The sequence below is a fragment of the Bradyrhizobium sp. 23AC genome, from assembly GCF_054863025.1.
Genome location: NZ_JAVAYN010000005.1, coordinates 113,637 through 126,933 on the forward strand (window position 1 = coordinate 113,637; position 13,297 = coordinate 126,933).

The following is a 13,297-nucleotide window of genomic DNA, read 5'->3' on the forward strand; positions in this document are numbered from 1 at the left end:
TCCGGAGAAACTTCCCCACATCCAGAGCGCTCGAAAGGACCATGCAATCGTGTCCTGATTGTGGGGAGGAGGAACGGGATTTCCCGGGGCGGGCGCAGCTTTGTCGCTCGGGGGCGGAATAAGCGGTGCTCAATTACCCGCTTCCGTCGCCTCATTTAGCCCTTGTTAACCCTGCTTGAATTGACTGGGCCAACCTGCACGATGCGCCCATGAGGCACGACGCCTGAGGTTAAGGACCCCGATGACGGCATCAAATGCGGGAACCGCGCCCTGGACTGGCCGGCTGACCGGAGGCGGGACCGGGGTCTCGGTTCTGGTCGCGACCGCCATCGTCGTGGCCGACATGATCGGGGTCGGCGTCTTCACCAGCCTCGGCTTCCAGGTCAAGGATATCCCGTCCGGCTTCTCGATCCTGCTGCTGTGGACCGTCGGCGGCATCGTCGCGCTGTGCGGGGTGTTCGCCTATAGCGAGCTCGGGGCGATGTTTCCGCGCTCGAGCGGCGAGTACAATTTCCTCGGTCGGGCCTATCATCCCGCCTTCGGCTTTCTCGCCGGCTGGGTGTCGGCGACGGTGGGCTTTGCCGCGCCCGTTGCGCTCGCCGCGATGGCGTTCGGTGAATACGCCAAATCTGTCGTGCCCGATCTGCCGCCGATCCCGCTCGCCATTGCCGTGGTATGGCTGGTCTCGCTCGTGCAACTGACCGGCGTCAGGCACTCCTCGACCTTCCAGCTGATCTCGACGATCATCAAGGTCGCGCTGATCGTCGCCTTCCTGGTCGCCGGCTTCGTCATCGCCGCCCCACAACCGATCACGTTCGCGCCGCAGCCGGGCGATCTCGCCCACATCGTCAGCGCGCCGTTTGCGATCGGCCTCGTCTTCGTGATGTATTCGTTCTCGGGCTGGAACGCCGCGACCTACATCATCGGCGAGATGAACAGGCCGCAGCGAAATCTGCCGCGCGCGCTCCTTGCGGGCACGCTGATCGTGCTCGTGCTGTACGTCGCGCTGAATGCGGTGTTTCTCCATTCGACGCCGGTCGGTGCGCTTGCCGGTCAGCTCGATGTCGCCAGCGTCGCCGGTAGCGCCATCTTCGGCAGCCTCGGTGGTCGGATCGTCGGCGCGATGATCTGCGTTGGCCTGATCTCCTCGATCAGCGCGATGATGTGGATCGGCCCGCGCGTGATGATGACGATGGGGGAGGACATTCCAGCCTTGCGCGTGTTCTCGAAGCGGTCGGCGAGCGGCGCGCCGGCCTATGCCATCCTGTTTCAGCTCGCCGTCGCCAATCTGCTGCTGTTCACGCGCAGCTTCGAGGCGGTGCTCGACTTCATCCAGTTCGCACTGTTGTTCTGCTCGTTCTTCACGGTCGCCGGCGTCATCAAGCTGCGCATCACCGATCCCGATTTGCCGCGGCCCTATCGCGCCTGGGGATACCCGTTCACGCCGCTGGTTTTCCTGCTCGTGACCGCGTTCATGATGTACTACCTGTTGACCGAGCGGCCGCTGCAGTCGCTCGCGGGGATGCTCGTCATGCTCTCGGGCCTGTTGATTTATGCTGTTTTCCGCAGGCGGCCGGTCGCCGCTGGCAATTCACACGATCGCGCATAGACATGTTTCGTCCCCTCAGAATTGCGGCCACAGCTCTTGCCCTGCTGGCTGCGGCCGTCTCGTCCGCGCATGCCGCCGAGGTGAGCTTCGACGACACCGCGCGCTTCCTCGCGGGCATGCAGCCTTCGGCGGACTCGCCGCTGGTGGCGCTCACGAAGGATCCGGGCTGGCAGCGCCACGCAAAATTCTTCGACGGCGCCTTCGCCCAGCTCGAACAGCGCCAGCTCTCCAAGATCCGCGATTGGGCCGACGTCAATCTCGCCGCGCCCCGGCCGACCATGTTCTACATGTTCAGCGGCCCCGATTTCCTCTACGCCAACGCCTTCTATTCTAAGGCCAGCACCTACGTGCTCGGCGCGCTGGAGCCGGTCGGCGCCGTGCCCGATTTGACGCGGCTGCCGCGCGGCGCGGTCGGCGCGGCGCTCTACAATGTTGAGCGCTCGCTCGGCTCGATCCTGAGCTTTTCCTTCTTCATCACCAAGCAGATGAAGGTCGACCTGCACGCCAACCAGGTCAACGGCACCTTGCCGATCCTTTATGTTTTCCTCGCGCGCTCCGGCAAGACCATCCGCAACGTCGAGATGATCGCGCTCGACGACAAGGGGGGCTTGCATGTCGGCGACGACAATCCGGGCCGTAACGCGACGCGGGGCGTTCGCATCGCCTTCGCCGGCAGCGATGGCGAGGCGCGCACGCTGTATTATTTCTCGACCGACCTCTCCAATGCCGGCGCGCGCAACACCGGATTCCTGAAATTCTGTGAGACGCTCGGGCCCGGCAACAGCCTGCTCAAGAGTGCGTCCTATCTCATGCACTCCGGAAACTTCACCGTCGTTCGCGACTGGCTGCTCGCCAACAGCGCCACCATCATCCAGGACGATTCCGGTATTCCGCTTGCGAACTACGGCGCGCGGCAATGGCGGTTCTTCCCGTTCGGCCGCTATCTCGGGCCGATCGACGAATTCCCCGGTCGCTATCAGGAGCGCTATTCCGAGTTGTTCACACGGGCCCAGCCGATCGATTTCGGCGTCGGCTACCGCTGGCGGATGCACGAGTCCAATTTGCTGCTGGCGGTGAGGGTGCCGGGTACCGAAACGGCGCCGGGCGGGGAGGCCACCTCGTCGGCCGATCCGACGCCGAAGCCGCCGCGTCCGAAACGGCTGCGGCCGCCCGAGCCGATCCCGCCGCCGCCCGGGCGCTTCTACTGGTTCCGCTAATTACCAGTGCACGCTCTGGCTCGGCACGATGAGCGCCGTCGTGCTCGGCGCGGTGGCTAAGCTCGTCGCCAGATACCAGCCGGAGCCAAGCACGAGCGCCAACAAGGCGACGATCGCGAGCAGATCCAAGGTTCTGGGGTCGTGGTGCCGCCTGGAGCCGGGGGTGGGCCCAGGCCTGAAGTGAGAAAGCCTGAAGTGAAACGGCCTGAAGTGAAGATGAGGGCTGATTTTCCAGCGCATTGTTGTTTCCTCCCGGGGGAGCATCAAAACAACGCGGGAAGAAAGCTTGCGGTTCCCCTCAGGCCACCGTGCGCAAAGCATCGCAGCAATCTCAGGATGCATTGACGCCGCGCCAGCGGCCGTAACGCCATGGCAGATACCAGTGTGCGCCTGGTGGTGCGGCGAGCGGTACATTGTCGATGCCCGACGTGCCGAAAGGATTGCAGCGGAGCAGGCGCGCGAGCGTCATCCAGCCGCCGGCCCAGAGCCCGAACCGTTCGATCGCCTCGTCGCCATAGACGGAGCAGGTCGGCAGATGCCGGCAATTGTACCCGACCAGGGGCGACAGCGTGTGCCGGTAGAGCCAGATCAGCGCACGGCCGAATCTGCGTGGGAGCCGGAGCACACCTTCGATCGAACTGGAACAATGCTCGCAGGCTGAATGCTTCATGTGCGGTTTGCTGCGATGTTAATCGAGGTGTTGCATAGTTCCGGCGCAGGGAACCGTAAGCTGTTGTTTGCGCGCCATATTTTGCGTGCTTTTTGGGAGCAGTGCAGCAAGTACCTGTGGACGAACTGTATTCCCACGGATACCATTTTTGTGACGTCCATGTGTAGAAACATACGCCTGTATGATGGACTCAGAGGGCGCTACCAAGGATTGTTGGGGACCTTAGGGGCTTGGGGAAGGAACCAGATTGAGACTTCTGAACTCCCTTAATCTTCGCGGCTGGTTGCTGGTGGGAACCGCCGTCTGTGGAGTCGTGCTGGCTGGTGCCGTCGCGACACTCGGGTCATCGGCCCGCGCGGGTGTTGCTCTCGAAGAGCGCAAGCTCCCGATGAAGTTCAACTGGATTGCCTGCGAGCCGAACTGCCGCGGCTGGGTCAGCGCGGTCGGCATCATCACCGCTGACACACCGAAAGAGTTCGAAGAGTTTTCCCGCGGACGGCAGCTCGGCGGCGCCACCGTGGTGCTCGATTCCAGCGGCGGTTCCGTCAACGACGCGATCACCCTCGGCCGACGCTTCCGCAATCTCGGACTCCTGACCACGGTCGGCGTAAGTCTCCGCGGCGGGCAGTCCGCCCGCCCGGCGGTTGCGCCGGAGGCCTATTGTGAATCCATGTGCGTGTTCCTGCTGCTGGCCGGCAAGAAGCGCTACGTGCCGGAAGCTGCCCATGTCCGCGTCCATCAGATCTGGATGGGTGACCGCGCCGACGATGCCAAGGCGGCGAGCTACAGCGCGCAGGACCTGATGATCGTGGAACGCGACATCGGCCGGCTTGCCAAATACACCTTCGACATGGGCGGAGCCGGCGATCTGCTGTCGCTCGCGCTCAGCGTGCCGCCCTGGGAAGACCTGCATGAGCTGGACGCCGGCGAGCTGAAGCTCACCAATCTCGTGACGACCGACCTCGTCGCCGACGTGCTGCCGCATGTGGACATCTCCGCGCCGGCGATGGCGGAGCTTGCGCCGAAGACGCAGGCGAGGTTCGGCGCGGAACCGGAGCAGTCGCAAGCTGCCAAGTCGACCAAGACGGCGGAAGCCCTGGTGCCGACGGGTGGCGTGGCCGCGCCGGCTCCGGCGACGCAGAAGTAAGCTCTGAAATCTCGATAGTGATTCCGGGTTCGTCGCTTTGCGACGCCCCGGAATGACATGGGGAGTTCAGCCCTGCGCCGCAGCCGGCTGCTTGGCCTTGGCTTCGATCTGGCCAATCGCGTCGACCACCGCATCGAAGGTCAGGAGCGTCGAGGCGTGCCGCGCCTTGTAGTCGCGGACCGGCTCGAGGAACTTGATCTCCTCCCATTTGCCTTCAGGAGGCGCACCGTTCTCCTTCAGCATCTTGCGAACAGTTTCGCGTAACTCACGGAGTTCGCTCGCAGTCGAGCCGACGATGCGACTTGCCATGATGGATGAGGAGGCTTGTCCGAGAGCGCAGGCCTTCACGTCATGAGCGAAGTCGGTGACCCTGTCGCCCTCCATCTTGAGATCGATCTTCACGGTCGAGCCGCATAGCTTGGAGTGGGCGGTGGCGGAGGCATCGGGGTCCGGCAGCCGTCCGAGGCGCGGAATATTCCCGGCCAGTTCGATGATCCGCTTGTTGTAGATGTCGTTCAGCATGTGATGGGGTCCAGCACTTCCGCATCGGATCGGCCTTGGCGGGCGCCGTCCACGGTCCTATATAGGGTCGGAACTGGCGGAAAAACAGTCCAGCGGCGGTGGCGACAGGCCATGCGGCCGACGGGAGAGGTGAGGACCATTTCGCCGGGTTCAACTGTTCTCTTCAGGCGTCCGGCGGCATTGCCGCCCCGTCTGCCGGTGACACTCCGGCCGCAAGGCCGTCGAACGGAGTAGACATGGACGCTACCATCAAATCGATCCGCCCCAACAAGCCCTCCGACCGGCAGCCCGAGAGCCGCCCGGCCGAGCTTGACCCTGCCGAATTCCTCGCGGCCGCCGTCCGCGCCGACCAGCCGCGCCCGGCGCGTGCCGAGGCCGAACAGGCGGTGAAGACGCTGCTCGCCTATATCGGCGAGAATACTGAGCGCGAGGGCCTGCTCGACACGCCGCGCCGCGTGGTCGAGGCTTTCGACGAGCTCTATCAGGGCTATCACCAATGCCCGGCCGAGGTGCTCGACCGCACCTTTGGCGAGACCGCCGGCTATGACGATTTCGTCCTGGTGCGCGACATCGAATTCACCTCGCAGTGCGAGCATCACATGATGCCGTTCTACGGCAAGGCGCACATCGCCTATACGCCGGTGGAACGTGTTGTCGGCCTGTCCAAGCTCGCCCGCCTCACCGACATCTTCGCCCGCAGACTCCAGACCCAGGAGCATCTGACGGCGCAGATCGCGGCTGCGATCGACGAGGTCCTCAAGCCGCGCGGCGTCGCGGTGCTGATCGAGGCCGAACATACCTGCATGTCGGTGCGCGGCGTCGCCAAGCATGGCGCCTCGACCTTCACCAGCCGCTTCACCGGCATGTTCCGCGACAATCCGGCGGAGCAGGCCCGTTTCCTGTCCCTGGTGCGAGGCCTGCAGCGCTGACCTCGCAAGTTAACGGCGAGGGTCGCTATGTCCGCTCACTCCCATGAGATCGAGGAAGGGTTGTCCTTCCTCCCGCGCTTCGACGCGAGCGGCCTGGTGACGGTCGTCGCGACCGACGTCGCCAGCGGCGACGTGCTCATGGTTGCGCACATGAACGACGAGGCGTTGCGCAAGACGATCGCGACCGGCGAGGCCTGGTACTTCAGCCGCTCGCGCAATGCCTTGTGGCGAAAAGGTGAGACCTCGGGTCAGACCCAGCGCGTGATCGAGATGCGCACCGACTGCGACCAGGACGCAGTCTGGATTCGTGTCGAGCAGATCGGCGCGGCCTGCCACACCGGGCGGCGATCCTGCTTCTATCGCAAGGTCGAGGCCGAAGGCGGCGGGGCGAAGCTGGTCTTCGCCGATGCGGAGCGGCTGTTCGATCCGGACGCGGTCTACAAGAAGTAGCTCGCTGTCATTCCGGGGCGCACCGCAGGTGCGAGCCCGGAATCCATTCAGCCGCCCGCAATGCATTGCGATGGATTCCGGGCTCGCGCTACGCGCGCCCCGGAATGACGGACACGGCCAATTTAACCTCGCATTAACCATACCTGTCCCACGGTGAGACGACAGGCGCCGAATTGCCGGCGCTGCTCAACGCCGCGCGGGGCGGGCACTTCATCATGTCGGTCGACAATTCCAGTGCCACGCAGACGGCGGTTCTCGATCCGTCGCGGGCGCGCGTCGCCGGTGCGATCAAGCAGGCCTCGAATGTCTCCGGCGTCAGCTTCCAGTACATGCTGACCACCGCCAAGATGGAATCGGATTTCGATCCGACGGCGGGTGCAACGACGTCATCCGCGCACGGGCTCTACCAGTTCATCGACCAGACCTGGCTCGGCACAGTGAAGGAGGCGGGCCCCCAGCTCGGCTATGGCAATTATGCCAACGCGATCTCCAGGACGACGTCGGGTGGCTACGCCGTCGACGATCCCGCGATGAAGCGGTCGATCATGAAGCTGCGCGACGATCCCGAGGCCGCTTCCAGCATGGCGGCGGCGCTGACACAGTCGAACAGTTTCAAGTTGACGGGCCTGCTCGGGCGCAGGCCGAGCGACAGCGAACTCTACATGGCGCATTTCATGGGCGTCGGCGGCGCCGCAAAGCTGATTGCCAATGCCGAGGACAATCCGCAAGCGGTCGGCGCGCGGCTGTTTCCCAATGCGGCGTCCGCCAATCGTTCGATCTTTTACGCCAGGGACGGCCGCGCCCGCAGCGTCTCCGAAGTCTATTCGGTGCTGGACGCGCGCTATGCCAGCGCGGCCAATTCGAAAACGACCCGCAGCGCGATGGCGATGTATGGCGGCACGCCCTCGACAACAGAGGTTGCGAGCGCGAGCGGCGTGCAGCCCACCGCACCTGTCATCGACAACGCCGCCTATCTCCAGACCTTCCCGAACACACGCGCGGTGACGCCCGTCAGTGCGACATCGCCGACGACGGTCGCGGACAATGCCCCGACCCCTCCGGTGTTTCGTTCGATCTATCAGCCCGGGGATGCCACGCAGCCGGTCTCGACCACGGTGCAGAAATTGTGGGGCAACAACGCCTCGTTCACCTCGGTCGCACCAGCGACCTCAGTTGCATCCGCGACGCCGGATGTGCGTCCGCCGCAGCCGCTCGATCTTTTCAGCGATCGCAGCGGCACGTTCTCGAGCTAGTCGCGTCCTGTGTCCCGGACGCGCCGCAACGCGTAGCGTTGCTGCGCAGAGCCGGGACCCATGCGGCAAGCGCTCTCGAACATGGTGGGCCCTCGGCTCAGCAGCACATCACTTCGCGCTGCGCTGCGTCCTGGCACGCAAGCCGAGCGCCTTTGTTCCCTTAACAAAACGTCAATAAAACCAGCCAGTTATGGTGAACGCTTTGTTAAGCGTCGTGGTTTATTTTGTGTTGCAGGTGACGAGCCGTCACCATTTTCGTTTGTTGTGTAAGCCGGAAGCAGCATGATTGTTCGGCAGTTTATCAATTGGATCAGGACGGCGCCCGCCGGCGAGCGGGCCGAGGCAACGCGGGCGTTGGCCCGGGCCTGGCTGATCTCAGACCTTTCGACAGACGACCGCATCGCCGCCGAAGGCGCGCTTCTGATGCAGCTCGACGATCCCTCGCCGCTGGTGCGGCAGGCGATGGCCGAGGCTTTTGCGCGCAGCCTTAATGCGCCGGCCTCGATCGTGCGGGCGCTGTCGGCGGACCAGCCGACCGTCGCGCTGCCCGTGCTCGAACATTCCCCGCTGCTGATCGACGCCGATCTCGTCGACATCGTCGCGACCGGCAATGACGAGGTGCAATGCGCGGTCGCACGCCGCATCGCGCTGCCGGTCTCGGTCTGCGCCGCCATCGCCGAAGTCGGCTGCGCGGCGGCCGCGCTGGAGCTGATCGAAAATCCCAACGCCGAGCTCGCGCCGTTCTCCTGGGACCGCATCGTCGAGCGTCACGGCCATCTCGCCGCGATCCGCGAGGCGATGCTGGTGCTGGACGATCTGCCGTCCGCAACCCGCGCCGCGCTGGTGGCGAAACTCTCCGAGACGCTGGCGCAATTCGTCGTGGCGCGAAACTGGCTCAGCGCCGACCGCGCCGAACGCATCGCGATCGAGGCACGCGACCGCTCCACCATGAACATCGCATCGCGCTCGCGCGGTGAGGACATGCAGGGCCTGGTGCGGCACCTGCGCATCACCGGCCAGCTCACGGCGGGTCTCATCTTGCGCGCGCTGTTGTCGAGCAATCTCGACCTCTTCGACGCGGCGCTGGCCGAGCTTGCCGACTTGCCGCTGGCGCGCGTCACCGCGCTGCTGCACGACCGCGGCGGCAACAGCCTGCACGCGCTGCTTCGCCGCGCCGGGCTTCCCGAGGCGACGTTCGCGGCGTTCCAGGTCGCGCTCGATGCCTGCCACGAGCAAGGCTTCGTCGACAGCGACGACGGCGCGGTGCGGCTGCGCCGGCGCATGGTCGAGCGCGTGCTCACCCATTGCGAGACCGACCGCGGCGTCACCGAGCCGCTGATGGTCCTGCTGCGCCGCTTCGCCACCGAATCCGCGCGAGAAGAAGCAAGGCTGTTCTGCGACGAGCTGGTCGCGGACGAGGCGATCGATCCGCTGTATGGCGATCTGATTGCCGCGTAGCGAGATGCCGTAGGGTGGGTTAGCCCTGCGGCTGCGCGAAGCGCAGTTCGCAGGCGTAACCCACTCTTTGCTTTCCACGCAAATAGAGAAGTGGTGGGTTACGCTACGCTAACCCACCCTACGATTCTGATCGTGGTGATAGAGCCGAACCCTTACTCCGTCGGCGCGATGCTCGGCGCCAGGATCACCTCGAGATGCTCGGGGCGGTCGCGGTTGACATGGGCGAGATAGTCGTCGGCGACCTTGCGCAGGCGGCGGCTGAGCTCGGCGGAGACGCTGATGCTGTCGAGCCTGGTGTTCTCGTGCACTATGGCGAGGATGGCGTTGATGTGGTGCGTGAACAGTTCGGCCGGCACCTTTTCCAGATCAGGCGCGTGCTCGATGACGCGGCACAGGCTCTCGGCGATTCCGGCCGCGGCCGGATAGCCGAAGGTCGCGGCGTCGCCCTTGATGTCGTGCGCGGCGCGGAACAGCTCGTCGCGCCGCTCCTTGGTGAAGCCGTCATTGCGGATGGCGACATAGGCGGCCGAGAGACGGTTGACCTCGGTCGTCATCCAATCCTTGAACTCGCTGGACAGGCCCGCGAGCGCCTGCTCGGCGCGGCCGATTGGATCGTCCATGTCCTTGTCTTCGACCCGGCGCAAGACTTTCCGCAGCGGGTTGGGCTGCGTGATGATCTGATGCGTGGCGAAGGCCGTGACCTCGATGTCCTTTGCGCTGTTCTTCGCCATGATGCCTGCCTCGTCTGAAGACGTTGCGCTAGATGGATGAGCGGGCCTTGTCGAGCAGCGAGGGCTGCTGGAGCACCTCGTGCTTTTCGCCGACGCGGCGCTCGGGGCCCATATAGGCGGAATTGGTGTTGCGGCGCCGGTCCGGGCCGAAATAGGTCTTGGTCTTGATGAAGGGGCGGGGATTGGCGACCACGTTGAGGATGCGCTGATAGAGCCCCTTGGCCGAGATCGGCTTGGCCAGGAATTCGGTGACGCCGGCATCGCGCGCCACGGTGACGCGGCGCTTCTCGGAATGGCCGGTCAGCATGATGATCGGCGCGTAGGGGTTGCCCTTGGACTCCGGCTGCCGGATCATCTGCGCGAGCTCGAGCCCGTCGAAGATTGGCATGGCCCAGTCGGTGATGACGATGTCGGGCACGTAATGGCTGTACATTTCGAGCGCGGTGGCGCCGTCCTCGGCTTCATAGACCTCGCGCGCGCCGAACGAATGCAGCAGCGTCCGCAGGATGCGGCGCATGTGCGGATTGTCGTCGCAGACGAGGAAGCGCAGCTTGTTGAAGTCGATACGGAACATGACGCCCGGGCCAAAGCGGTCAACCTTCGTTAACCATATCGTGGCGAGGGTTAACGAAGGGTTGCGACCGGGCTCCCGCAGCGCGCGGGGGCAAGGGGCTCAGTAGCCGAACTGCTCGCGCAAAATGCGTTCTTCCAGGCTGTGGCCGGGGTCGAACAGCATGCGCATCGAGATGCTCTTGTCGGACAGGACCTCGACGCGCCGGACCCTGCGGACCTCCTCATGGTCGGCGACGGCCGCGACCGGACGCTTGTCGTCCTCCAGCACCTCGATCACGACATAGGCGGTGTTGGGCAGCAGCGCGCCGCGCCAGCGGCGCGGGCGGAAGGCGCTGATCGGGGTCAGTGCCAGAAGGGCGGCGTTGATCGGCAGGATCGGTCCCTGCGCCGACAGATTGTAGGCCGTCGAGCCGGCCGGCGTCGCCACGATGATGCCGTCGGCGATCAGCTCGGGCATGCGCTCGCGCTCGTCGATCAGGATCCGCAGGCGCGCCGCCTGCGAGGTCTGCCGGAACAAATAGACCTCGTTGATGGCGTGGTGCAGGTGGACGCGGTCGTTGACGTCGGTTGCGCGCATCAGGAGCGGATTGATCTCGGATTCATGCGCCGTCTCGAGTCGCGCGCGCAGATCGTGCGTCGCATATTCGTTCATCAGGAAGCCGACGGTGCCGCGATGCATGCCGTAGATCGGCTTTCCCGTGCGCATGTTCTGGTGCAGCGTCTGGAGCATTAGCCCGTCGCCCCCCAGCGCGACCACGACGTCGGCCTCCCTCGGGTCGCAATTGCCATAGTCCCTGGTGAGCTGGCTGAAGGCGGCCTGCGCCTCGCTGCTCGGGCTGGCGACGAAGGCGATGCGGTCGTATCGCTGGGGCTTGGTCATGGCTTGTCGGGCAGGCCGCTGGCTGGAGGAAGTTCCGCCGGGCTCGTCTATACGACCTGGGGCTCCATTGTCGAGGATGACCGCCTCTCAAGGCAAACGGGCGATTGTCGCTCCGGAGAACAAAACGGGTTGATTTGAGCCAGCCCGGGCGCCTTACTTGCCCATCGGGCCGCTGATCCCGCAAAGCGTCGCAATTCCGCGCTAGTTCGATGCGCGCCGGCTGTGACAGCCGGGCAGGGAGAACGATCATGTTCACGATCTTGCCGACGCTGCGACGAACCGGGCTCGTGCTGGCCGTGTCCGCGGCCGCGCTCGCGAGTGTCGCGCGCGCGGATGATCCGCCGCAGCCGCGCTCCGAGGCGGCATCGCCAGCGGGACAGAAAGGCGGGCGCGCCGCCAATCCGGAAAGCGCGACGCAGGCCTCGCCGTCCGCGGCCGAGCCGCACCGTCTCCCCCCGGATTCCACCACGAAGCAGACGCTGGATCTGCCCGGCCGCACCCTCAATTTCGCCGCGACCGCCGGCTCCATCCGCGTGTTCGACGGCAAGGGCGAGCCGCTGGCCGACATCGCCTATACGTCCTACCAGCTCGACGGCGCCGACCGCGCCACGCGCCCGGTCACGTTCCTGTTCAATGGCGGGCCCGGCGCGTCCTCGGCGTGGCTCCAGTTCGGCGCGGCCGGTCCATGGCGGCTGCCGCTCGACGGCGAAGCGCTGTCGCCGTCAGCCTCGCCCGAGGTGAAGCCGAACGCGGAGACCTGGCTCGATTTCACCGATCTCGTCTTCATCGATCCCGTCAGCACGGGCTACAGCCGCTTCATTGCGAGCGGCGAGGACGCACGAAAATCGTTCTATTCCGTCGACGGCGACGTCAACGCGATCGCGCTGGTGATCCGCCGCTGGCTCGAGAAGCACGACCGGCTGACCTCGCCGAAATACGTCGCGGGCGAGAGCTATGGCGGCATTCGCGGGCCGAAGGTGGTGCGCCAGCTGCAGCTCCAGCACGGCGTCGGCGTCAAGGGCCTGATCATGGTGTCGCCGCTCCTGGATTTCCGCGAGTTCACCGGCACCAGCCTCCTGCAATATGTCGCGACCTTGCCGAGCTATGTGGCGGTGGCGCGCGAGGCAAAAGGGCCGGTCAAGCGCGCCGATCTCGCCGACGTCGAGGCTTACGCGCGCGGGGAATTCCTGGCTGACCTCGTCAAGGGCGAGGCGGACAAGGAGGCCACCAATCGTCTTGCCGACAAGGTCGCCGCGCTCACCGGCATCGACCAGGCGGTGAGCCGCCGGCTCGCCGGCCGTTTCGACGTCGGTGAATTCCGCCGCGAATTCGACCGCAAGAACGGCAAGGTGACGGGACGTTACGATGCCTCGGTGCGCGGCTTCGATCCCTATCCGGATTCGAGCAGCTCGCGGTTCGGCGACCCCTCGGGCGACGCACTCCAGGCGCCGCTGACGAGCGCCGCGGTCGACGTGCTCACGCGCAAGCTCAACTGGCGGCCCGACGGCTCCTATGAAGTCCTGAACGGCAGCGTGGAAGGTCACTGGGATTTCGGTCGTGGCATCAACCCGCCGCAATCGGTGTCCGAGCTGCGCCAGATCCTCGCTACCGACGCGAAACTGAACGTGCTGGTCGCGCACGGTCTGTTCGACCTTGCCACGCCCTATTTCGGAACGAAGCGGGTGCTCGATCAGATGCCGGCCTTTGCGACGCAGCGCGTGAAGTTCGCCGTCTATCCCGGCGGCCACATGTTCTATTCGCAAGGCGGCTCGCGGCAGGCGTTTCGCAGCGAGGTCGAGGCGCTGATCAGGGAGTAGAGCATGATCCGGAAAAGTGTATAGCGGTTTTCCGATAGGAT

14 protein-coding genes are annotated in these 13,297 nt (G+C 65.2%); 8 read left to right on the top strand and 6 right to left on the bottom strand.

Annotation, left to right across the window (positions count from 1 at the left end):
* The first annotated feature begins 241 nt into the window (after window positions 1-241).
* Both RAD10_RS14180 and RAD10_RS14185 read left to right on the top strand, forming a co-directional pair.
* Entirely contained in the window at window positions 242-1,609 is a 1,368-nt protein-coding gene (locus RAD10_RS14180; protein WP_461617979.1) for an APC family permease, read from the top strand.
* Between the two features lie 2 nt (window positions 1,610-1,611).
* Window positions 1,612-2,826, top strand: coding sequence for a hypothetical protein (locus RAD10_RS14185; protein WP_461617980.1), 1,215 nt, complete (start codon window positions 1,612-1,614; stop codon window positions 2,824-2,826).
* Here the strand turns inward: RAD10_RS14185 and RAD10_RS14190 are convergent, their stop codons facing one another.
* Window positions 2,827-3,066, bottom strand: coding sequence for a hypothetical protein (locus tag RAD10_RS14190; protein WP_461617981.1), 240 nt, complete (start codon window positions 3,064-3,066; stop codon window positions 2,827-2,829).
* 91 nt (window positions 3,067-3,157) lie between these two features.
* The gene (gene yidD / locus RAD10_RS14195; protein ID WP_091957692.1) at window positions 3,158-3,496 is read right to left on the bottom strand and encodes a membrane protein insertion efficiency factor YidD; all 339 of its coding nucleotides are present in this window, start codon (window positions 3,494-3,496) and stop codon (window positions 3,158-3,160) included.
* 247 nt (window positions 3,497-3,743) lie between these two features.
* Between yidD and RAD10_RS14200 the strand changes: the two genes are divergently transcribed.
* A complete protein-coding gene (locus RAD10_RS14200) occupies window positions 3,744-4,643 on the top strand; it encodes a COG3904 family protein (RefSeq protein ID WP_165637401.1) in 900 nt (299 codons plus the stop codon).
* Between the two features lie 66 nt (window positions 4,644-4,709).
* Here RAD10_RS14200 and RAD10_RS14205 read toward each other — a convergent pair whose 3' ends face one another.
* The gene (locus RAD10_RS14205) at window positions 4,710-5,165 is read right to left on the bottom strand and encodes an iron-sulfur cluster assembly scaffold protein (RefSeq protein WP_028141104.1); all 456 of its coding nucleotides are present in this window, start codon (window positions 5,163-5,165) and stop codon (window positions 4,710-4,712) included.
* 236 nt (window positions 5,166-5,401) lie between these two features.
* Between RAD10_RS14205 and folE the strand changes: the two genes are divergently transcribed.
* The 4 genes from folE to RAD10_RS14225 all read left to right on the top strand — a co-directional run bounded on the left by folE (window position 5,402) and on the right by RAD10_RS14225 (window position 9,255).
* Window positions 5,402-6,094, top strand: a complete 693-nt coding sequence (folE, locus tag RAD10_RS14210; protein ID WP_461617982.1) for a GTP cyclohydrolase I FolE — start codon at window positions 5,402-5,404, stop codon at window positions 6,092-6,094.
* Window positions 6,095-6,121: 27 nt separating this feature from the next.
* Complete coding sequence (gene hisI, locus RAD10_RS14215) at window positions 6,122-6,544, top strand: phosphoribosyl-AMP cyclohydrolase (RefSeq protein ID WP_461617983.1); 423 nt, start codon at window positions 6,122-6,124, stop codon at window positions 6,542-6,544.
* 173 nt (window positions 6,545-6,717) lie between these two features.
* A complete protein-coding gene (locus RAD10_RS14220; protein WP_461617984.1) occupies window positions 6,718-7,797 on the top strand; it encodes a lytic transglycosylase domain-containing protein in 1,080 nt (359 codons plus the stop codon).
* Between the two features lie 282 nt (window positions 7,798-8,079).
* On the top strand, window positions 8,080-9,255 hold the full coding sequence (locus RAD10_RS14225) for a DUF2336 domain-containing protein (RefSeq protein ID WP_461617985.1): 1,176 nt from the start codon (window positions 8,080-8,082) through the stop codon (window positions 9,253-9,255).
* A 152-nt stretch (window positions 9,256-9,407) separates the two neighbouring features.
* Here RAD10_RS14225 and RAD10_RS14230 read toward each other — a convergent pair whose 3' ends face one another.
* The 3 genes from RAD10_RS14230 to RAD10_RS14240 form a co-directional block, all read right to left on the bottom strand.
* Window positions 9,408-9,986 (bottom strand): Hpt domain-containing protein, encoded by a 579-nt coding sequence (locus RAD10_RS14230; RefSeq protein ID WP_461617986.1) that lies wholly within the window; start codon window positions 9,984-9,986, stop codon window positions 9,408-9,410.
* 28 nt (window positions 9,987-10,014) lie between these two features.
* Complete coding sequence (locus RAD10_RS14235; protein ID WP_008549760.1) at window positions 10,015-10,560, bottom strand: response regulator; 546 nt, start codon at window positions 10,558-10,560, stop codon at window positions 10,015-10,017.
* A 99-nt stretch (window positions 10,561-10,659) separates the two neighbouring features.
* A complete protein-coding gene (locus tag RAD10_RS14240; RefSeq protein ID WP_271594181.1) occupies window positions 10,660-11,439 on the bottom strand; it encodes an NAD kinase in 780 nt (259 codons plus the stop codon).
* A gap of 248 nt (window positions 11,440-11,687) precedes the next feature.
* On the opposite strand from RAD10_RS14240, the gene RAD10_RS14245 reads away from it, so the two are divergent.
* Window positions 11,688-13,256, top strand: a complete 1,569-nt coding sequence (locus RAD10_RS14245) for a S10 family peptidase (protein WP_461617987.1) — start codon at window positions 11,688-11,690, stop codon at window positions 13,254-13,256.
* Window positions 13,257-13,297: the final 41 nt, after the last annotated feature.